The sequence below is a fragment of the Anabaena cylindrica UHCC 0172 genome, from assembly GCF_034931625.1.
GTDB lineage: Bacteria > Cyanobacteriota > Cyanobacteriia > Cyanobacteriales > Nostocaceae > Anabaena > Anabaena cylindrica_A.
In genome coordinates this window covers 1-20,115 of the sequence record NZ_JAYGGY010000095.1, presented here as the reverse complement: position 1 = coordinate 20,115, position 20,115 = coordinate 1, and the positions used below count along the sequence as shown (strand labels likewise).

Annotated in this window: 22 protein-coding genes; 17 read left to right on the top strand and 5 right to left on the bottom strand. The window is 38.9% G+C overall.

Features of this window, described 5'->3' with window-relative positions:
- Window positions 1-170: 170 nt before the first annotated feature.
- Together rpsF and VB713_RS21220 are read left to right on the top strand one after the other, a co-directional pair.
- Window positions 171-497 (top strand): 30S ribosomal protein S6, encoded by a 327-nt coding sequence (gene rpsF, locus VB713_RS21225; protein WP_015215804.1) that lies wholly within the window; start codon window positions 171-173, stop codon window positions 495-497.
- Window positions 498-852: 355 nt separating this feature from the next.
- Window positions 853-1,413, top strand: coding sequence for an Npun_F5560 family protein (locus VB713_RS21220; protein WP_323313490.1), 561 nt, complete (start codon window positions 853-855; stop codon window positions 1,411-1,413).
- 190 nt (window positions 1,414-1,603) lie between these two features.
- Here the strand turns inward: VB713_RS21220 and VB713_RS21215 are convergent, their stop codons facing one another.
- Window positions 1,604-1,957 (bottom strand): STAS domain-containing protein, encoded by a 354-nt coding sequence (locus tag VB713_RS21215; protein ID WP_323313489.1) that lies wholly within the window; start codon window positions 1,955-1,957, stop codon window positions 1,604-1,606.
- A 438-nt stretch (window positions 1,958-2,395) separates the two neighbouring features.
- Between VB713_RS21215 and VB713_RS21210 the strand changes: the two genes are divergently transcribed.
- Complete coding sequence (locus VB713_RS21210) at window positions 2,396-3,025, top strand: DedA family protein (RefSeq protein ID WP_323313488.1); 630 nt, start codon at window positions 2,396-2,398, stop codon at window positions 3,023-3,025.
- A 93-nt stretch (window positions 3,026-3,118) separates the two neighbouring features.
- Here the strand turns inward: VB713_RS21210 and VB713_RS21205 are convergent, their stop codons facing one another.
- Window positions 3,119-4,318, bottom strand: a complete 1,200-nt coding sequence (locus VB713_RS21205) for an argininosuccinate synthase (RefSeq protein ID WP_323313487.1) — start codon at window positions 4,316-4,318, stop codon at window positions 3,119-3,121.
- A gap of 183 nt (window positions 4,319-4,501) precedes the next feature.
- Here VB713_RS21205 and VB713_RS21200 point away from each other — a divergent pair, with 183 nt between their 5' ends.
- From VB713_RS21200 to VB713_RS21140, 13 genes are all read left to right on the top strand, one after another.
- Complete coding sequence (locus VB713_RS21200; RefSeq protein ID WP_416242466.1) at window positions 4,502-5,440, top strand: glycosyltransferase family 2 protein; 939 nt, start codon at window positions 4,502-4,504, stop codon at window positions 5,438-5,440.
- A gap of 96 nt (window positions 5,441-5,536) precedes the next feature.
- Window positions 5,537-6,919 (top strand): AAA family ATPase, encoded by a 1,383-nt coding sequence (locus VB713_RS21195; protein ID WP_323313485.1) that lies wholly within the window; start codon window positions 5,537-5,539, stop codon window positions 6,917-6,919.
- Complete coding sequence (locus VB713_RS21190) at window positions 6,909-7,466, top strand: hypothetical protein (protein ID WP_323313484.1); 558 nt, start codon at window positions 6,909-6,911, stop codon at window positions 7,464-7,466. Before VB713_RS21195 ends, VB713_RS21190 begins: the two co-directional genes overlap by 11 nt.
- A gap of 178 nt (window positions 7,467-7,644) precedes the next feature.
- Window positions 7,645-8,439 (top strand): 30S ribosomal protein S2, encoded by a 795-nt coding sequence (rpsB, locus tag VB713_RS21185; protein WP_323313483.1) that lies wholly within the window; start codon window positions 7,645-7,647, stop codon window positions 8,437-8,439.
- A 713-nt stretch (window positions 8,440-9,152) separates the two neighbouring features.
- Complete coding sequence (tsf, locus tag VB713_RS21180; RefSeq protein WP_323313482.1) at window positions 9,153-10,097, top strand: translation elongation factor Ts; 945 nt, start codon at window positions 9,153-9,155, stop codon at window positions 10,095-10,097.
- Window positions 10,098-10,262: 165 nt separating this feature from the next.
- The gene (locus tag VB713_RS21175) at window positions 10,263-11,072 is read left to right on the top strand and encodes a hypothetical protein (protein ID WP_323313481.1); all 810 of its coding nucleotides are present in this window, start codon (window positions 10,263-10,265) and stop codon (window positions 11,070-11,072) included.
- Window positions 11,073-11,245: 173 nt separating this feature from the next.
- Entirely contained in the window at window positions 11,246-13,756 is a 2,511-nt protein-coding gene (recG, locus tag VB713_RS21170; protein WP_323313480.1) for an ATP-dependent DNA helicase RecG, read from the top strand.
- Between the two features lie 280 nt (window positions 13,757-14,036).
- Entirely contained in the window at window positions 14,037-16,547 is a 2,511-nt protein-coding gene (locus VB713_RS21165) for an AAA family ATPase (protein WP_323313479.1), read from the top strand.
- A 197-nt stretch (window positions 16,548-16,744) separates the two neighbouring features.
- Complete coding sequence (locus VB713_RS21160) at window positions 16,745-17,101, top strand: hypothetical protein (RefSeq protein ID WP_323313478.1); 357 nt, start codon at window positions 16,745-16,747, stop codon at window positions 17,099-17,101.
- On the top strand, window positions 17,098-17,496 hold the full coding sequence (locus tag VB713_RS21155) for an HNH endonuclease signature motif containing protein (RefSeq protein ID WP_323313477.1): 399 nt from the start codon (window positions 17,098-17,100) through the stop codon (window positions 17,494-17,496). The genes VB713_RS21160 and VB713_RS21155 overlap by 4 nt, the downstream gene beginning before the upstream one ends.
- A gap of 119 nt (window positions 17,497-17,615) precedes the next feature.
- Window positions 17,616-17,840 carry a hypothetical protein gene (locus VB713_RS21150; protein WP_323313476.1) on the top strand — a complete coding sequence of 75 codons (225 nt, stop codon included), beginning with the start codon at window positions 17,616-17,618 and terminating at the stop codon, window positions 17,838-17,840.
- Window positions 17,837-17,971: a hypothetical protein gene (locus VB713_RS21145; protein ID WP_323313475.1), complete on the top strand. Its 135-nt coding sequence runs from the start codon at window positions 17,837-17,839 to the stop codon at window positions 17,969-17,971. Before VB713_RS21150 ends, VB713_RS21145 begins: the two co-directional genes overlap by 4 nt.
- 3 nt (window positions 17,972-17,974) lie before the next feature.
- Window positions 17,975-18,241 (top strand): PIN domain-containing protein, encoded by a 267-nt coding sequence (locus VB713_RS21140; protein WP_323313474.1) that lies wholly within the window; start codon window positions 17,975-17,977, stop codon window positions 18,239-18,241.
- 96 nt (window positions 18,242-18,337) lie between these two features.
- On the opposite strand, the gene VB713_RS21135 is transcribed toward VB713_RS21140, so the two are convergent.
- On the bottom strand, window positions 18,338-18,613 hold the full coding sequence (locus VB713_RS21135) for a hypothetical protein (RefSeq protein WP_323313473.1): 276 nt from the start codon (window positions 18,611-18,613) through the stop codon (window positions 18,338-18,340).
- Between VB713_RS21135 and VB713_RS21130 the strand changes: the two genes are divergently transcribed.
- The gene (locus VB713_RS21130; protein ID WP_323313472.1) at window positions 18,612-18,788 is read left to right on the top strand and encodes a hypothetical protein; all 177 of its coding nucleotides are present in this window, start codon (window positions 18,612-18,614) and stop codon (window positions 18,786-18,788) included. The genes VB713_RS21135 and VB713_RS21130 overlap by 2 nt on opposite strands.
- Before the next feature lie 39 nt (window positions 18,789-18,827).
- Here the strand turns inward: VB713_RS21130 and VB713_RS21125 are convergent, their stop codons facing one another.
- Window positions 18,828-19,346: a DUF456 domain-containing protein gene (locus VB713_RS21125; RefSeq protein WP_323313471.1), complete on the bottom strand. Its 519-nt coding sequence runs from the start codon at window positions 19,344-19,346 to the stop codon at window positions 18,828-18,830.
- A gap of 77 nt (window positions 19,347-19,423) precedes the next feature.
- Window positions 19,424-20,065 carry a cofactor assembly of complex C subunit B gene (locus VB713_RS21120; protein WP_323313470.1) on the bottom strand — a complete coding sequence of 214 codons (642 nt, stop codon included), beginning with the start codon at window positions 20,063-20,065 and terminating at the stop codon, window positions 19,424-19,426.
- Window positions 20,066-20,115: the final 50 nt, after the last annotated feature.

Genomic DNA, 20,115 nt, shown 5'->3' with positions numbered 1-20,115 from the left:
GTGACTTTGCTCAGGTAATTACCACCAGCATCAAAACTTATCTTGCTATATGTTGTGCTATTATTGGAATTCCTTGTTGCTTCAGATGTTAATTTGTATCAGCAACGTTGAAATTTACTAGTATTAATTAACATCAGCAGCCGATCTGTCCATAAGGTAACTAAAGATAAATGACCACAGTTTACGAGACAATGTACATCCTGCGTCCTGACTTGGGAGATGAGCAGGTAGAGCAAGCCGTCGCCAAATACCAGAATTTGTTCATTGAACAAGGTGCTGAAAATATTGAAATTCAAAATCGTGGTAAGCGTCGTCTTGCTTATGAAATCAATAGGCATCGTGATGGTATCTACATTCAATTAAACTACACAGCACCTCCAACTGCGATCGCACCAGTAGAACGCGCCATGAGATTGAGTGAAGAAGTGATTCGCTACATGACCATTAAGCAGCAAATCCGTAAAGAAAAATCAGAACCAGAGGCTGTAACTGCCTAAAAAGATGGCTCAGTGAGGAATTATCCACAAATTCCCCATAAAAAATTCTAGTAATATTTTCTGTCAGGTAGGCTATATGCTTAACCTACAGAAAATTTTTTTATTGAATTACTCATTAATTCAGAACTTTATAGATTAAATTGCGTATTTTAACAGTTGTCAAATTCTCTTAAATGCGATATGTTTTTCATGAAATCATACCGCACGTTTTTTCCCATAACATACTCTCAAATATATCCTTTGTTGTTTGTATTTTGCCTTGCCATAAGATAGCAAAATTAAGTATGTGATTACTTCCCCAAGTACTTGCTAAAGGTAGTATCATCGCAGTTATACCTAAGAGATGTAAGCCACTGTGAGCCAATCAGACACCCCCGACATCCAAACCCTTTCTACTGAAGTATCCCAGTTGCATCAAGAATTGCAACTTCGAGATCAATTAGTGCAACAGCTATCTCAAGAACTATTCCGGCTTGTAAAGGGTAATACTAGTTTTATCCCTCAACGGTCTGAACCTGAGTGCGATTTGAGACAATTAGAGGCTTTAAGAGAACAACTTCAAGCTGTCGAACAGCAAGTAACCTTCTATCAAGAGCAAATTACATCTCGTGATCAAGAAATCCACCAGTTGCGACAATCAGTTCAAGAACTAACTGATCGTAGTCGGATGTTGGAGCAAGTAGTACAAGAATTACCCCAAATTTATCGTCGTAAATTTGAGGAAAGAATGAATCCTGTCAGAGATAAGGTCGCAATACTACAACGAGAAAATCGCCAATTACAAGCAGAGCTACAAAGTGTAAGTTATCGGTTAGCACTAAAAACTCGCCACGCAAGTCATAGTGGTATTGATTTACCAAATTTTTCTAGTCCCATATCTGTACAAAATAATATATCCACTCCTCAAAATGCCTAATCTTATTAAGCTATAGATTAGTAGGGTTCTATTAAAGAGGGGTAATAACACCTAGAAAAGTATATTGACAGTTTGTAATTTTATAGACAATTTTACAAAGTTAATTTTCCAGGTGTCAACCTGAATGAGATTACTGCTAACCCCTCTATCCCCTCATTTTGCTATTTTTTTCCCTGAGCAAAATCGAGATTTAGGCTGCTGTCGCTAGACTTTGCTCATTGACACTAGAAAATATATCTTCGTAATTATTAACTATTTCAAACACTGAATCCAACTTAGTAAGCTCCAAAATTAACCTTACAGGTGCTTTTACGTTGCAAAGAACTAAGCGACAACCGCTCTGACGTACCGCTTTCAGACCTTGTACTAGAGGGACTAAACCAGAACTATCCATAAAGTCAACTTCTGATAGATCGATAACCCAAAGTTGCTCAGGTAAAGGAGTTACTCCAGCCATCTGTTCGCTCAAGTCAGTACCAACCTCTAAGTCTATGCTTCCTTGGGGTTTGAACAAAATTACTTGGCGTTCTTGTGTAAGAGTCATGAATTTAACCGGGTAGTTGAACTGGGCATTTGAAACGTTGATAATGCGGCTTTTATATCAAAATGGATTAATTCTCAACAGTGGAATTACTGTTTTTAACCGATTTTTCGAGACTTAATGCAATTATAGCTCATAGGAGTTGTTACAGTGATTAGGTCATATAATTTTTGATACATTAACCTAGTATAGGCATAAATGCTTGGGTATTTCCGTAGCGAACTTAACAGTTACAAAATTCTTATAAGCTGTATGTACTTTTATAACTTTTTTATAAGTTTATAAGTAAATATAAATTTAAGTAAATATTAATTATTTATTAAATATTTATATATATAAAATACAAAGCAATTGATTTCTTGTCGCGTCTTGATTGACACCCTCACCAAAAACAAGCCAAGATATATTAAAAGTAAAAATTTGTAAAGTCGGCGGTGCTGGATGTCTTTTGAGCTAATTTCACTAGAAAACATCCAAGAATTTGCTCAATCTTACGGTTATTGGGCAATTTTTTTAGGAATTTTGCTAGAGAATTTGGGTCTTCCTCTTCCCGGTGAAACCGTGACTCTAGTAGGTGGTTTCCTCGCTGGCAGTGATGAACTAAATTACTGGCTAGTTCTGGGTGATGCGATCGCAGGTGCTGTCATTGGCGGTAATTGCGGCTATTGGATTGGTAGGGTTGGTGGTTGGCCATTCCTGCTACAAGTGGGCAAGATATTCCGCATATCTGAAGTGCGATTGCTAAGTATTAAAGAGCAATTTAGTGAAAATGCGGCTAAAGCTGTATTTTTTGGTCGCTTTTTCGCCTTATTGAGAATTTTTGCTGCACCACTCGCTGGTATTGCCGAAATGCCTTTTGGTAAATTCTTGGTATACAACTTGGCTGGGGCAACTACCTGGGCTAGTGCAATGGTGACTTTAGCTTTTTTTGCAGGCAAAATTGTTTCCCTAGAACAATTAGTTGCTTGGGTAAGTCAGTTTGCAATTTTGGCATTACTGATTTTGGTGATTGTGATTGTTGTGCCTATTTGGTGGGAATCTCGTCAAGTTAAGCAACAAACTGGGGAATAGGTAATGGGTAATGGGTAATGGGTAATGGGTAATGGGTAATGGGTAATTACTTTTTATTACCTGACACCTGTTACCTATCACCCATTACTTGTGTTATTTATTGCTTTGCGCCCAAATGCGAGTTGGAAGTCCCCAGACGTAGATAAAGCCTTCCGCTGCTTTATGATCAAATTTGTCATCAGCACCGTAGGTCGCTAAGTCAGGAGTGTAGAGAGAGTTATCACTCCAACGACCAACTATGGTGGCATTACCTTTGAACAGTTTTAACCGCACAACACCAGAAACTCGTTCTTGTGTTTGTTGAATAAAAGCATCTAATGCGGCTTTAAGCGGGCTGTACCATAAGCCGTTGTATACCAATTTGGTGTAGGTTTCTTCAATACCTCGTTTGTATTGACTGACATCTGCTGTTAGGGTGAGGCTTTCTAAATCACGATGGGCGTTAATTAAAACTATCATCGCTGGTGATTCGTAAATTTCCCGTGATTTGATGCCTACTAAGCGGTTTTCAATCATATCAATCCGCCCAATACCGTGATTTCCTACAATTTGATTGAGTTGTTCGATTAACTCAACTGGGTTTTTAGATGTACCGTTGATTGTGGTAGGAAGTCCTTTCTGGAAACCAATTTCTAGATATTCTGGCTCGTTAGGAGTGTCTACTATGGCTTTGGTCATTTCATAGATTTCTTCTGGTGGTTCAACGGTTGGATCTTCCAACGTACCAGCTTCAATACTGCGACCAAGTAAGTTTTTGTCAATGCTGTAAGGAGAAGATTTTTTTACTGGTGTAGGGATGCCAAATTGCTCACCATAGGCGATGGTTTGCTCACGACTCATGCCCCATTCTCTAGCGGGTGCGAGTATCTTTAAATTTGGATTTAGGGCTGTACAGGAGATATCAAAACGTACTTGATCATTGCCTTTGCCAGTACAACCGTGAGCGATCGCATCCGCACCATATTTTGCAGCTGCTTCCACTAATATTTTAGCAATCAGCGGACGAGCGAGAGCTGTTCCTAGAGGATAGCGATTTTCATAGAGGGCGTTGGCTTGAATAGCGGGAAATGCGTACTCTTTAACGAAGCTATCTTTGACATCCGCGACAAGGGATTCACTTGCACCCGATTTCAGAGCTTTTTCTCGAACTGGCTCTAATTCATCTCCCTGGCCTAAATCTGCTGCTAGGGTAATTACCTCTTCCACACCCCACTCTTGTTTAAGGTAGGGGATACAAACAGAAGTATCTACTCCACCAGAATATGCCAGAACAACCTTTTTAGCGCGACCCATGAATTTCTCCACTTAGGAAAACAAACAATGAGTCATTATTATATATGACTACACCGTGTATATTTTCTCATACAGCAGTGATCCAATTAAAAATTCTCTCATTCAAAATTTAAAATCAAGAAACCGTGACTTGACTGTATTTGTCATATTCTAAATATGGGTAATAGCATTTTGAGTGAAACTATGTTTTTTAGTATTGTAATTCCCACTTACAATCGCTTGCCGATTTTGCAAAAGTGCCTTCGCGCTTTGGAGTCACAGGAATTGAGGGCAGGAACATCTATAGAAGGTTATGAAATTGTCTTGGTGGATGATGGTTCTACTGATGGCACGTTAGATTGGTTAGCAGAACATAAAGATGAGTTTCCCCATGTCCAGTGTTTTGAACAGAATCATGCTGGCCCCGCTGCTGCGCGAAATTTAGGGGTAGAAAAGGCACTGGGAGACACAATTATTTTTATTGATAGTGATTTAGTGGTTTTACCTAATTTCCTACAAGCTCATACAGATGCTTTAGTGCAGGGAAGGGAAAAATTAGGAAACGACAGCTTTTTTACCTATGGTGCTGTAATTAACACTTGCAATTTTGACAACCCCACAGCAGAACCCTATAAAATCACAGATTTTTCTGCCGCTTTCTTCGCTACAGGTAATGTGGCAATTCCTAAACATTGGTTAGAGAAAGCAGGTTTATTTGATACTGGCTTTCAACTTTATGGCTGGGAAGATTTAGAGTTAGGTGTCAGATTGAAAAATTTAGGTTTACAACTAATTAAATGTCCGGAAGCTGTTGGTTATCATTGGCATCCAGCTTTTAGCTTACAGCAAATCCCCAAATTAATTGATCAAGAAATTCAACGCGGAAGAATGGGAGTCTTGTTTTATCAAAAACATCCTACATGGGAAGTAAAAATGATGATTCAAATGACTTGGTTTCATCGTTTGTTATGGGGGATTCTTTCTTTAAATGGGGGATTAAATGAAAGAACGATGGCTCCTTTTTTGCAATGGTTGATTGATTTGGGTAAGCCGCAGTTGGCTTTAGAAATTGCGCGAATTTTCTTGAATTGGTATAATGTCAAAGGTGTTTATGCGGCTTATGCTGAGATGCAGAATAAATGATTTTCTCATACAGAAATGCAGAGTCACGGAGAGAGAAATACAAAATAATATAATGAAAATATTGAGATAATCAACTGAAATAATAAAAATAAAATTATGAATCATTCCAATTATAATAATGGCAATCAAAAAGAAAATGTAAAAGGGATTACAAGAATTTCCGTTAGTGGGTACAAATCACTTTATGATGAATGCAGTATAGAAGTACGTCCGTTAACAATTCTTGCTGGTGCTAATAGTTCGGGAAAATCAAGCATCATGCAGCCTTTATTGTTGATGAAACAAACTTTAGAAGCAACTTATGATCCTGGTGCTTTGTTACTCAGTGGAGCTAATGTTAAGTTTACCTCAGCAAAACAATTAATTTCTAATGTACCTGGTAGAGAACGTAACGATAAGTTCGCAATTCATGTAGAGATAGAAAATCACCAATCTGTTAAGAATATATTTAGAAAATTCCCCAGACAAGCAATTCAATTAATTGAAACAATAGTTGAAGAAAATGATAAAATAATTTCTCTTTCATCTGACATATTGCCAGGAGACATAGTTAATATATTGCCAGTAAAATATCAAGAAATTTATGATTTCATTAAGAACACAGAAGTAGTTAATGATAAATTATTTTTCATAATTGACAGAAATAGATGCTTTCTTGAATTTGCACTATTTGATTTAATAAACAGCAAAAAATTGATTATTGGAAATACATTTTTAATTTCTACTTATCCTAATAACACTGAAATTTTTGGTGGATATATTAGAGAAATAATACACCTACCAGGACTCAGAGGCAATCCTGAACGTAACTATAAGACAACAGCTATCGGCAGTGCATTTCCTGGTACATTTGAAGATTACGTTGCTAGTATTATCAATCACTGGCAGAAACCTAAAGATAAACGTCTTCAAGATTTGGCTAACGCGCTTGAGACTCTTGGACTAACTTGTAGAGTTCAGGCTAAACAAGTTAATGATACACAAGTCGAGCTTCGAGTTGGTCGTCTACCACGAAACTCTGATGCTAAAGATGATATGGTCAATATTGCTGATGTTGGCGTTGGAGTTTCCCAAACTTTACCTGTTTTAGTCGCTTTGCTAGTAGCAGAACCAGGACAGTTAGTATATATTGAACAACCAGAAACACATTTACATCCTCGCGCTCAAGTGGCTATGGCAGAAATATTAGCAAATGCTGCAAAACGTGGAGTAAAAGTAGTTATAGAAACTCATAGTGATAGATTAATTTTAGCAATTCAATCTTTAGTTGCTGAAGGTAATTTATCACCAGACTTAATAAAACTGCACTGGTTTACACGCCAAGAAGATGGTACAACAAGAGTCAATAGTGCTGATTTAGATGAAACTGGCGCTTTTGGAGATTGGCCAGAAGATTTTGGTGATGTATCACTACAACTAGAAAACCGTTATTTAAGTGCTGCGGAAGCTCGTTTAATGCAAGGTATACATGGGAGCTAAAGTAAATTCTAAACGGTTGGTAATTGATGCTTCCGTGGCTCGTTCTGCTGGTGATGAAGGAGCTACTTACCCACAATCAGTTAACTGTCGTCAATTTTTATTAGCAGTTTTAGATATCTGCCACCAAGTTGTGATGACACCAGCTATAAAAGAAGAATGGGATAAACATCAATCAAGATTTGCTTTAACTTGGCGACGACAAATGGTAGCCAAGAAAAAGTGGAACTATTTGAAAGTATTAATAAATGATAGTTTATGGACTCAAGTAGAAAGTATTGCTGCTAGTGTTAGTGATAAAAGAATTGCAGAAATGACTAAAGATTTATGTTTGATTGAAGCAGCACTAGCAACAGATAAAATTGTTATATCACTGGATGATAATACAGCGAGAAAGTTTTTTAGTGAAGCTTCTATTAAAATCGAAGAACTCAAAGATATTATATGGGTTAATCCCGATAAAATTGAAGCAGAGCAGCCGATTGAATGGCTAAGAAATGGGGCTGAAGCAGAAAAGAATCGCTTACTAATAAACTATAATCATGATTAGTAATTAGGGTGTGTTCAGTTGTGTAGATGCGATAAAAAAATATAGCATCCCTCACAGCCGCCACGATTGTGCTACCCTAGTAAAGTTAATTAAAAAATTCCGCACATCCGGGGATTCGGGTGTTTCTGTTATGGAAATGCGCCTGGGTGGAGGTTTAACCCGAATAGGAGTTACAAAAATGCCTGTTGTTTCATTGGCTCAAATGATGGAGTCAGGGGTTCACTTTGGACACCAAACCCGACGTTGGAACCCAAAGATGTCTCCCTACATCTACACTTCTCGCAATGGTGTACACATTATCGACTTGGTACAAACTGCCCAGTTGATGGATAATGCCTACAACTATATGCGATCGCAGTCTGAGCAAGGGAAGAAATTCCTGTTTGTGGGTACAAAGCGCCAAGCAGCAGGAATTATTGCTCAAGAAGCTGCTCGTTGTGGTTCTCACTACATTAACCAACGTTGGTTAGGTGGAATGCTCACCAACTGGGCGACAATCAAAACTAGAGCAGATAGGCTCAAAGATTTAGAACGTCGAGAAGAAACTGGCGCACTAGATTTATTACCCAAGAAAGAAGCTTCCATGCTGCGTCGGGAAATGACAAAGCTGCAAAAGTACTTGGGTGGTATTAAGAATATGCGGAAAGTACCCGATGTTGTGATCATTGTTGACCAACGCCGGGAATATAACGCTGTTCAAGAATGTGAAAAATTGGGTATTCCTATTGTGTCCATGCTGGATACAAACTGTGACCCAGATGTAGTAGACATTCCTATTCCAGCCAATGATGACGCGATTAGATCAATTAAATTGATTGTCGGTAAATTAGCAGATGCTATTTACGAAGGTCGTCACGGTCAGTTAGAAGCAGAAGGTGACTACGACGATTACGACGGTGCTGAGGGAGATTACGACTACGACGAAAGTGATTACCCTGAAGCAGTAGCTACCGGCGAAGAAGAGGAACAATAAGCTAATGAAGGATGAAAACTAAAAAAAATTGATTTCATCCTTCATAATTCATTTCTATCCTTTGCATTGTCCTAAAAGATTTACTAGCGAGCGATAAACTAGACAAAGCTAGTCAATAATCTTATAAAAAAAATTGACTACTCTTGATCTTCTCTGGGCATATCCTCAATTAAGTCACTCAAGCTATTAGCTTTTAACTCTATCTAGTTAGAATATAAAACTAAAAAAGTTTGGTAGTGAAATAATAATTGCCGATAGTTGGTATCTCTCTAGTAAAACTTGTTCTAAATTGTGGATACAAGTAAGAAAAACTTTCTTGATTCCAAAGGATTTACTAACGTGATAACTGCGGTTTGGAAATAGATAGGGTTTTTTCTAGTCATTAACCTTATGACTTCTACATCTTCACGCTACGTTATTGCGTCTAGCTAAGGCGTAAAAGCTTAATGTAGCTTGCTTACCGCAGGGTGGGATAACCGCTCCCATGCTAGGCTCCTGTTAAAGTAAGAAGTAAAGTCTAGATTTATCTAGGTTTTACATAGCCAGGACTTACGCAACTGGCACATTGGTAAGGTGCGTCAGATATCAAAAATCTGTTTAGTTACTAGATTTATGCAGTCTGACACACCCTACAATAAATTTTTGGTGTGAAACTTGCGTAAGTCCTAATAGCAACAAATATAATTCAAGGTTAAGTTAGGAATTGAGGCAACATGGCGGAAATATCTGCAAAACTCGTCCAAGAGCTACGCCAAAAAACCGGTGCTGGCATGATGGACTGCAAAAAAGCTTTGAAAGAAACTGACGGCAATATAGAAGAAGCCGTAGACTGGCTACGTAAAAAAGGTATTGCGTCAGCGGGTAAAAAAAGCGATCGCATTGCTGCTGAAGGTCTAGTAGACACCTACATTCAGTCCGGTGGTCAGGTTGGTGTACTTATAGAAGTCAACTGCCAAACAGACTTTGTTGCCCGTAACGATGCTTTTAAATCTTTAGTTAAGAACCTGGCACAACAAGCAGCCACTGCTGATAGTGTGGAGTCTTTGCTGGCTCAACCCTATCTTGAAAAATCCAGCGTTAGCGTTGACGAATTTATCAAAGAAACGATGGCTACCTTGGGTGAAAATATCCAAGTACGGCGCTTTGTCAATTTTGCCCTACCAGCAGGTACAGCAGGAGTAGTAGACAGCTACATTCACACTGGAGGCCGAGTTGGGGTGTTAGTTGAACTGAACGCCCAAACTGAGTCAGCAGCTGGTAATGAAGATTTCCAAAACTTGGCTAAGAATGCGGCAATGCAAGTTGCGGCTTGTCCTAATGTCGAGTATGTCACCATAGACCAAATCCCTGCCGAATTTGTCCAAAAAGAAAAAGACATCGAAATGGGCAAGGATGACTTGGGGAACAAACCAGAGAACATCAAAGAAAAGATTGTTCAAGGACGGATTGACAAACGCCTGAAAGAAATCACTTTGCTAGATCAACCTTACATCCGTGACCAAAGTATCTCGGTGGAAGAATTGGTGAAGCAAGTTAAGTCTAAAGTAGGTGAAGAGATTAAAGTCAATCGCTTTGTCCGCTATGTTCTAGGTGAAGGCATTGACAAGCAAGAAATGAGCTTTGCTGACGAAGTAGCGGCTCAAATGGGCGCTAAGTAATTTAGTCATTAGTTAGTTGTTTATTTGCTTAATAACTACTGAAAATACAGGTCTAGCAAGCTTTGCTGGCCTGTATTTTATTGGAATTCAGTACACTAGAAGTAGTAGAAAATCTCAAATCCTGTGTTTGTGAATTTGTTAGAGAATGGAAAATAACGAAAAGATATGGTCAGAGCAATTGAGCGGATAGAACAAGATATTACCATGCTAAAAGAGGCGATTAGAGCGATCGCAACAGAACTCCATAGCATTTATGTTAGTTATTTAACTATTTTGGGGGCAGCTTTACAAAAACAGTTAATTTTGGCTGTTTATCACCTTTGTACCCAGGGATATTCTGACAACTTTCTCCAATTGTCCCTAAATCAGCGGCAACAATTGCAACAAGGCATCCGCAAATTGGGTCAAAAAGCAGCTGTGCAGCTACTAGATTATCTTAAAGCTGAAGAAGTTGAAAAATCTGAAGCAGTTGAGGAACTTGACGACAATCCAGAATCTGAAATCCAAAATCCAAAATACCTAGATCCTTCCAACCCGATAGAACTAGTTCAATGGCATGAGGATATAGAGGAAGCAATTCAGGATACGCTGAAAAAAGTCTCCCATGATACTAACTTTTTAATCCAAAAAGCTGGGATTTTACCCAAAAAACTACCAGAACCGATTTTAGCAGCAGCAGCGGCAGCATCAGAAGCATCTGCTGAAGTTATACCTGGGCCACCCAATCTATTAAACTTAGTAATTGAAATAGGTAATGAGGAAGAACCAGAGGATTCTAGTGTGACCCAGCTGATAACCATTAATTTGCGATTAGGAGAAATTGAATTTGCTGATACCACACTGTTGTCAGGGCGCAAACAAATTCGTAATATTTTAGTACAGCTAAATAAGGTGGGGCGAGAGTATCAAAAAAAGCAACGGGAACTCAAAATTTCTGAAGCTGAAGCAGCATGGCGTGCTAGTTGGTTTGAATAGAGTGATGAGTGCTGAGTTCTGAGTTCTGAGTTCTGAGTACCGAGTATTGAGTGCTGAGTGCTGAGTATTGAGTTCTGAGTTCTGAGTATTGAGTTCTGAGTATTGAAGAAATTAATTAACTTTCATGACCAATGACCAATGACTAATGACCAATGACTAATGACTAATGACTAATGACTAATGACACACCCGATTGGATAAGATTGCATAAAGCCTTGGCAGTAGAGGCAGAACATGGTTTTACGGATTTGGTGGGTAAGCAATACCGCTTCAGTGAATTTCTCAGTTTGACTTTTGGGAAATTCCCTCAAGCTTTACCACCAAAAGAGCGATCGCACTGGCATCAAATAGCGATGCAATTTGCAGAATATCCAACTTGGGGTGTACAAGTCAGACAGCACTTAGTGGCAGAAGTCAGAAGATACCTCTACCAATTACAGCAAGAACTGGAAGAGGAAGAGAAAAGAAAGATAGGGGGAAATGCTGAAAGTACTAATTATCAATCTTCTAATACCCAATCAAAATTTAAAATTCTCAATCCCACAACCCCAATTGTGGCAGAAGTCAGTCGGGGATTAGCTCCAAAAATTGACCAAAAACTCAGCGAATTGCCAGAAATTGGCATTAGAAAAGCTGAAAATTTGGCGCGTTTGGATTTGTATACTGTGCGTGATTTGCTATTTTATTATCCCCGTGATCATATTGATTATGCGCGTCAGGTGAATATTCAAGAATTGCAGGGAGGTGAAACGGTAACGATCATAGCGACAGTGAAGCGTTGTAATTGTTTTACTAGCCCGAAAAATAAGAAGTTATCAATTTTAGAATTGATGCTGAAAGATAATACAGGACAAATTAAAGTTGGGCGCTTTTATGCTGGGGCGCGGTTTAGTAGTCGTGCTTGGCAGGAAACTCTCAAACGCCGTTATGCTGTGGGTAGTATGGTGGCGGCTTGTGGGTTGGTAAAAGCTAGTAAATATGGTGTAACGCTGGATAACCCAGAATTGGAAGTTTTAGCAAGTCCGGGAGATGCGATTGATTCGCTGACTATTGGACGGGTTGTGCCTATTTATGCCTTGACTGAGGGAGTGGTGGCGAATACGGTACGTCAAGCAGTAATTACGGCTTTACCTGCTACGGTAAATTTGAAAGATCCCTTACCTAGTGGTTTGCGGAAAAAATATGGTTTGATGGAATTGAAGGATGCGATCGCAAATATTCATTTCCCTGAAGATAGCGATACCTTAAAAATAGCCCGTCGCCGCCTAGTATTTGATGAATTTTTCTACCTCCAATTAGGCTTATTACAACGTCAGAAAAAAGCCAAAGAAATTCAAACCAGCGCCATTCTTACCCCCAAAGGACAACTATTAGACAATTTTCACAAAATTCTCCCTTTTCAACTCACAGGCGCACAGCAAAGAGTTATCAACGATATTCTCACCGACTTACAAAAACCTGCCCCGATGAATCGGTTAGTTCAAGGTGATGTTGGTTCAGGAAAAACAGTGGTTGCAGTTGTGGCGATTGTGGCAGCAATTCAATCAGGTTATCAAGCAGCATTGATGGCTCCGACGGAAGTATTAGCAGAACAACATTATCGCAAGTTAGTTAGTTGGTTTAATTTACTACATTTGCCCGTAGAACTATTAACAGGTTCGACCAAAATAGCAAAGAGACGAGAAATTCACTCTCAATTAAAAACAGGTGAATTACCATTATTAGTAGGAACTCATGCCTTAATTCAAGATAAAGTTAATTTTCAACGTTTGGGTTTAGTTGTTATTGATGAACAGCATCGTTTTGGTGTAGAACAAAGAGCAAAGCTACAACAAAAAGGTGAACAACCCCACGTATTAACAATGACGGCAACTCCCATTCCCCGGACTTTGGCATTAACAGTACATGGAGATTTAGATGTTAGCCAAATTGACGAATTACCGCCAGGAAGGCAACAAATTCAAACCACAATGTTAAGTGGTCAACAACGACCCCAAGCTTATGATTTGATGCGTCGAGAAGTTGCCCAAGGCAGACAAATATATGTAGTTTTACCGTTGGTAGAAGAATCAGAAAAATTAGATTTACGTTCTGCGGTAGATGAACATCAAAAGTTACAAGAAAGCATTTTTCCTGACTTTCAAGTGGGACTTTTACATGGTCGCATGACTTCCGCAGAGAAAGACGAAGCAATTACCAAATTCCGTGATAATGAAACGCAAATTTTAGTTTCTACTACTGTAGTTGAAGTGGGTGTAGACGTGCCTAACGCCACTGTAATGCTAATTGAACACGCGGAAAGATTTGGGTTATCGCAACTACACCAATTACGGGGACGTGTGGGAAGAGGTGCAGCACAGTCTTATTGTTTATTAATGAGCAGTTCTAGAAGTCCTGATGCTCAACAACGTTTGAAGGTGTTAGAACAGTCCCAAGATGGGTTTTTTATCTCAGAAATGGATATGCGTTTTCGGGGGCCTGGGGAAGTGATGGGAACTCGCCAATCAGGTGTAGCAGATTTTACTTTAGCTAGTTTAGTAGAAGATGAGGATGTTTTGCTGTTAGCGCGACAAGCAGCAGAGAAGGTAATTGATATGGATATGAGTTTAGAGCGTTGGCCATTGATGAAGGATGAGTTGAAATATAGGTATGCGCGGTTAATGGGTGGAGCGATTTTGACTTAAAATCCCTAATCCCCCTTTTCGAGGGTTTGTACAAAAAACCCCTACAAGGGTTTCAAGTCACACACATTTAATTCTCGGAGATATCTATTGAATAAGTTAGAGAAATACAGAAAAATTATAGTTAGTAGCGTAAAAAAAACACGCTCAATATTATTGGAATTAGAAGTAATAAAGGATGATATTATTTTAGGGTTTATTCGTCCTGAATATTGTCAGTTTAGTGATTTTTCTGTGGCTTAATTTTGGATTTTCGCTTTTTCCACTTTCTCAATTTGTTTGGGTGCTTCCATTTCATTGGATAGTCATATTGCAACAACCTGATATCTGGTTAGATGGATTAAACGAAGCTAGTAAATTTTTACCTCCTTTACCTCAAATTGGCTTATCTCTTGCCGTTTTAGGAATATCTTTATCATTAAATACTTGGTTATTTTTACATTTTTTAAAACAAAAAAATCTTTCCCTGGCTCGTAATGTGAGCGTGAGAGGAGGAACAATCAGTGTGATGTTAGGTGGATGGTTAGCTACTCAAAACTGGTTCTTTCTATTGTTCTTAACTGTAATCACAGGCGTTTTTCTATCTTTATTCGCAGAAAATATTAATGATGGGGCCCTCGTCGTGGGGTCCGTCGTGCTGACCGTCGTGGTGATAGTGATAGTCGTGGCAGTCGGAGTGGCGATAGGAGTAGCAGGAGTCATGGCGGGATTCATGGCGGGATTCGTGGCAGTCGGAGTGGCGATAGGAGTGGTGGAACTCGCCGTGGGAGGAGTAGCGGCAGGAGTAGCGGCAGGAGTAGTGGTTGTAGTGGTGGTCGGAGTAGCGGTTGTAGTGACGGCATTCGTGGCGGGAGGAACTACTTTACCAATTCTTTGGTTTTTAGCCTTTGCTGCTTTACTAGCTTTTGCTATGTCTCCAGCCAAAAACCGAGGAGTTTTTATCACTACTACAGTAACTTTAGTAGCTCTTTCTGCCCAAAATTTAGGATGGCTGGCAGCATTTGTTATCCCTGTCACTTTAGTTAGTTATTACAGAATTATTGATTATTTTTTATTTGCTAGTATTAGTTTTTTTGCATCACTTCTAAATCATTTCTTAACACCAAAATTAAAAATAATTGATAAATTACCTCCCTATACCAGTGAAATTCTATGGCTACTTTTACCTAACCATGATAAATTGATCATTTCTGAATTTAATCACAATCCTTCACAGTCCTTAAAAATATTTCAACATATCCAAACTTTTTCCTTACCAGGATTTCAAATCACTGTACAAAATGCCTTACCACAAATTATTGCTGATCAATTTAAACAAATTCAAAGTATTCCCGAACTACTCTTCACTGCTAACTCAGATCATCCTATTTTATCTTTGCTAATTTCTCCTTTTTATCACCTTGATGGAGATAATGATACACCTATACCAGATACACCATTACCAAAAGTAAAACCGGAACTTTCTATCTTGCTTCCTCGCTTACAAACTATTGTGAGTGATATTCACTCTGCACTGGAAAACCAGAATATAGCCTTACGAGAACGAGGATTAGAACGCATCAATAATAATCTGGCTCTGTTAAAACTTCAATTACCAGCACTGGGACTTAAAAACGAAGCCATTAAACGTTGGAAACCTGTTATAGAACGTTGGCAAAGGGTAATTGAACTGGAACAAAGTGAACAAAGTAAACTATCTCAAGGTGAACTAATTAACCCCTTCCAATATGGAAATCTGGTGCGACTGAATCAAAAAGATTTATTTAAAGGTCGTCAGAAATTTGCCGATGAAGTTGTGCGTCGAGTTCTCAACCGTGACCGTCCAACTCTAGTTTTACATGGACCCCGACGCTGTGGCAAAACTTCCTTTTTGTATAACTTACCTCGTCTGCTTCCTAGTGATATCCTCCCTGTATTTGTAGATATGCAAAGTTCTGCTATCACTACCAAAGAATCAGATTTTTGTTATGGCTTAGTCCGTGCAATTCATAAAGACTGCAAAAGTCAAGGAGTTAAATTACCAAGTGTTCCCAAACGCGACAAATTCCAAAATAGTCCCTATACCACTTTAGAAGATTGGTTAGATGAAGCACTTGACCAAATTGGAGAACGGCGCATCCTTCTCAACCTTGATGAATTTGAAAAAATTGGTACTGCTATTGAAAACCGACAAATAAGTTTACGTTTATTTGATCAACTACGCCACTTAATTCAACATTATGAACAACTCGGCTTTCTCTTTTCGGGTGTGCAAACTTTAGAAGAATTAGGTCCGAATTGGAGCAGCTATTTCATCAGCGTTGTGCCGATAGAAATGCTTTATCTTGAACCTAGCGAAGCCGAGGAATTACTGCTGAATCCAGACCCAGCTTTTAAAATGCGTTACATTCCAGGCATTGTAGAAGAACTATTAAAACTTACCAGTTGTCACCCTTACTGCTTGCAATTATTGGGCGCATCAATGGTGAATCAAGCTAACTTTAACCGTACTGATTTAATTACTCCTGAACTTTTGCAAGCTGCTATTAATGAGGCATTTACTTCTGGTCAACCTTATTTTACGAATATTTGGACAGAATTTACAGGCACAAACCAAGAAGAAATAGCAATTGGTCAAGAATTATTATTACAAGTTGCCAAGACGGATAATTTAATTTCTATTAATACTCCAATTGCAGAAAAGGTCTTAACTCGCTTGTTGCGTTATCATATTTTACAAAAAATCAATACAGGATATGATTTTGAAATTCCTCTTTTAAAACAATGGGTAAAAGAGAGGGCAGTAAAAAGCTAATAGCTGTAAATTTATTTCTAGAAACTACCTTACCATCATCATTTGGAACTTGCGATTAAGGCTTTAATTCTCCTTTGGATCTCAAAATGAGCGATAGCGTTCGCGGAGCGTCCCGGAGGGAACTAGCGCTGCTGCAAGCAGTTCGCTTCACCCAACTAGTAAAATAAAACTAATTCCCATATATAGACTTACCGCAAATGCAAATTATCTTAAACGTACCCGATCGCCTGGGTGAAAAACTGCAACAATTAGGCGATCGCCTCCCAGAAGCCCTAGATCGCGCCGTTGGTGAACTCACACCCACAGAAACCATCCCTTACCAAGATGATAGTCAAATTGTTGAACTGCTTGCCAGTCAACCCAGCCCAGAAACAATTCTCGCCATTCGACCTACACCTGCTTTACAAGCCCGCATGAGTGAATTACTCGATCGCAATAAATCCGGCACTCTTTCCCGTCCAGAGGAGGTAGAACTCGATCGCTACTTGCTTTTAGAACATTGGGTACGTTTAGCCAAAGCTCACGCCTATAAACGCTTACAGACAGTAGCATGAGTTATGTATCAGCTACTTTACGTCGGCTAGTAACCCAACGGGCTGGAAACAAATGCGAGTATTGTCAATTTCCTCAAACGGCTTCACTCTTTGCATTTGAGATGGAACACATTATTGCTGAAAAACATGATGGCATAACTGAAGCTGGAAATCTAGCTTTATCCTGTCCTTGCTGTAACCGTTTCAAAGGAACTGATCTTGCTTCAATTGACCCTGAAACAGGACAACTAACTGCCTTTTTTAATCCCCGTCTACAACAATGGTCTGATCATTTTCGCCTAGAAGAAGGGATAATTATGCCACTAACTCCAGAAGAGCGGGTAACTGCTAAAATTCTGCAATTTAACCTCCTCGAACGTATTCTTGAACGCAAGCAACTTGGTAGTATTAAATAAATTTATCATGCGCTGACTGTAGAAGGTTTTGATTCTCCTTCGGATCTCAAAATGAGCGATCGCCTTAAGATTTTGTATAATATTAAAACCCACTCCGCAATAAATCAAGGAAAACAACAATGAATACAGAGAAACTACTTTTAGAAAACTGGCGAGTTTTGCCGCTAGACAAACAAAAAGAGGTTCTAGAATTTATTCAAAATCTCAAAGCCAAAGCTACCTCTAAACCCCGTAAAAATATTAAAGGAATGTGGGCAAACTTGAAATTTGAAATTACAGAACAAGAAATAACTGAAGCAAAACACGAAATGTGGGGAAACTTCCCCAAGGATGTTGAGCTATGAGTGCAGTGGTTGCCGATACTCATACAATTATTTGGTATTTAAGAAGCCCCGAAAAATTATCAACCGAAGCAGCGATCGCTCTTGATGGTGCTATCAATAGCGGCAATCCAATTTATATATCCGCAATTTAAATCGTGGAAATAGTCTATCTTACTGAGAAAAATAAAATTCCCGAAGCTGCTTTAGAACAACTTTTACAAACTCTTAGTGATTCAGATGCAAGTTTAGTTGTTGCTTTATTAGATAAGTCAGTAGCTGAATCTCTGGCAAAAATTCCACGTCTTACAGTTCCCGAAATGGGCGATCGTATTATTGCTGCTACAGCATTACATCTTAGTTTACCTCTAGTCACGAAAAATTATAAAATCCGAGCGTTATCAGTTATTCAGACAATTTGGTAGATATATAAAAACTTAATGTCAATGCAGCATTTTCGACAAAGGGAACACGAGCCAATATCGCATCTAGTAAAACATTCGTATCAAACAAGACTTTCATTACTTCTGCAAAAGCCTTGTTTCTAAAATAGATTTAACCTCTTCATCCGTAGGGGTAGGTGCATCAGTTTTCGCAATGCCTACCAAACTTGACGCAATACCCTTATATTTGACGGTCAATGAAGCTTTTGACCGCAGCGATTTCATTAAGATATTAATTAATTCCCAACGATCATCTTCAGGAAGCATTAATAATTGTTCATGCAGTTTCTCAAAAGTCATAGCGGTTTTGAGCCATAGAATGAATTTACATGGAATTGTAGCAAATTGTCTCATGTCACTTCGAGCAATAGCGATCGCTTATTTGATCGGACGAACCACACTAATCGAGATAGAGTTACCTCCAATGCAAATTATCTTAAACGTACCTGATTACCTGGGTGATATCAGTTCGTCTTTTGTTAAACCCATCATTGAGAGACATAGTTTATGGAAAGGAGATTCTGCATAGTAAGCCCCGCATAATCTTAACGAGTTTTATCATCAAAACCTAACCTCCATATACCTGTGGCCAAGTTGTCCATAGAAAAATTATTACCGCACCCACTGCTAATAAACCCTGAAGCAAATTACCTACTAACGTTCCTACAGTAATTCCTATACCAGCTTTAACTGCCTTTCCTAAATCTTTTTGATAAAGATATTCACCGATAATTGCACCTAAAAGCGGACCAAGTAACACTCCTAAGAGCGGTCCACCAAAGGGTAAAGCTGGCAATAAGCCAAAAAATCCTAAAAATAAACCCACAAATGCACCAATTTGTCCCCATTTACTAGCACCGGCTTGTTTAGCACCCAAGTAGCCAGCTAGGAAATCAACTCCTATACTCAGAAGTAGGACAACTACTGTCACAATCAGGGGAATCTTAATGGCTGTAAAGGAAGTACTGACGATTCCCCAAATGATAATGGCAATTAAGATTAAGCTACTTCCAGGTATTGCAGGAACAACAGCACCAATCACACCTACGAGCATGACAGCTATTAATAACCAGTAAATAATTTGCATAATTATTGTCTGAATCAGGATATCCAGGATTAAAGGATGAACAGGATGAAAACAGGGATTTTATCACCAATTACCAATTACCAATTACCCAGTGTTACAGCTAATTTATCAGCAATACCCGCAATCCAGTTTTCGTCTTGTTTAGTGTAACTACGGGGAGCGTTAGCACCTAAAATCAGGACACCTTCTTTGCCAATTGGTTGACAAATGACACCTTGTGTATTTTCTGGTAAATAATCAAATTCTATTTTGCCTGGATACACATATAAAGCAACTAGATAAATTGGCTTTTGTGTTTCCAGGACTCGTTTTAAGATGATTCCTGGGATGACTTCAGATTTAGGAGCCAGAATACCGCGACGTAACAAAACTTGGCCTTGATAGTAAATTATGAGCGATCGCGTCACTGTATTAGTCAATAATAAACGAGATGCCCAAGCTAGTTCTGTTTTCACGGTTTCTGATAAATCTGGCGCTAAGAAAAAACCTTCTTCCCCAATTAGTTCTACTTTATCAGGCGATCGCGGTTGTACTTGCTGCCAAATTAAACCTGTTAAAATTAACACCGCACTCAAAATCACTCCCAACACATCCCCTCGCGCTTGAGAATTTGTCAGTTCCGGTGTTAACAACCGATTAATCAACAAAAGTACAGCACCTAAACCCCCAACTACCAAGGGTAAACGCCGTAAAAATCGATTGGGATCAGATTTCGTCATTAGTCATTGGTCATTGGTCATTGGTCATTGGTCATTGGTCATTGGTCATT

Bases quoted from the DNA above. Each gene is read 5' to 3' on its own strand.
- recG (WP_323313480.1), top strand. From the start codon at position 11,246: ATGACTAATGACACACCCGATTGGATAAGATTGCATAAAGCCTTGGCA.
- VB713_RS21120 (WP_323313470.1), bottom strand. From the start codon at position 20,065: ATGACGAAATCTGATCCCAATCGATTTTTACGGCGTTTACCCTTGGTA.
- VB713_RS21190 (WP_323313484.1), top strand. From the start codon at position 6,909: ATGGGAGCTAAAGTAAATTCTAAACGGTTGGTAATTGATGCTTCCGTG.
- VB713_RS21210 (WP_323313488.1), top strand. From the start codon at position 2,396: ATGTCTTTTGAGCTAATTTCACTAGAAAACATCCAAGAATTTGCTCAA.
- tsf (WP_323313482.1), top strand. From the start codon at position 9,153: ATGGCGGAAATATCTGCAAAACTCGTCCAAGAGCTACGCCAAAAAACC.
- VB713_RS21130 (WP_323313472.1), top strand. From the start codon at position 18,612: ATGTCACTTCGAGCAATAGCGATCGCTTATTTGATCGGACGAACCACA.
- VB713_RS21205 (WP_323313487.1), bottom strand. From the start codon at position 4,318: ATGGGTCGCGCTAAAAAGGTTGTTCTGGCATATTCTGGTGGAGTAGAT.
- rpsF (WP_015215804.1), top strand. From the start codon at position 171: ATGACCACAGTTTACGAGACAATGTACATCCTGCGTCCTGACTTGGGA.
- VB713_RS21150 (WP_323313476.1), top strand. From the start codon at position 17,616: ATGAATACAGAGAAACTACTTTTAGAAAACTGGCGAGTTTTGCCGCTA.
- VB713_RS21175 (WP_323313481.1), top strand. From the start codon at position 10,263: ATGGTCAGAGCAATTGAGCGGATAGAACAAGATATTACCATGCTAAAA.
- VB713_RS21200 (WP_416242466.1), top strand. From the start codon at position 4,502: ATGTTTTTTAGTATTGTAATTCCCACTTACAATCGCTTGCCGATTTTG.
- rpsB (WP_323313483.1), top strand. From the start codon at position 7,645: ATGCCTGTTGTTTCATTGGCTCAAATGATGGAGTCAGGGGTTCACTTT.
- VB713_RS21195 (WP_323313485.1), top strand. From the start codon at position 5,537: ATGAATCATTCCAATTATAATAATGGCAATCAAAAAGAAAATGTAAAA.
- VB713_RS21155 (WP_323313477.1), top strand. From the start codon at position 17,098: ATGAGTTATGTATCAGCTACTTTACGTCGGCTAGTAACCCAACGGGCT.
- VB713_RS21135 (WP_323313473.1), bottom strand. From the start codon at position 18,613: ATGAGACAATTTGCTACAATTCCATGTAAATTCATTCTATGGCTCAAA.
- VB713_RS21215 (WP_323313489.1), bottom strand. From the start codon at position 1,957: ATGACTCTTACACAAGAACGCCAAGTAATTTTGTTCAAACCCCAAGGA.
- VB713_RS21125 (WP_323313471.1), bottom strand. From the start codon at position 19,346: ATGCAAATTATTTACTGGTTATTAATAGCTGTCATGCTCGTAGGTGTG.
- VB713_RS21145 (WP_323313475.1), top strand. From the start codon at position 17,837: ATGAGTGCAGTGGTTGCCGATACTCATACAATTATTTGGTATTTAAGA.
- VB713_RS21160 (WP_323313478.1), top strand. From the start codon at position 16,745: ATGCAAATTATCTTAAACGTACCCGATCGCCTGGGTGAAAAACTGCAA.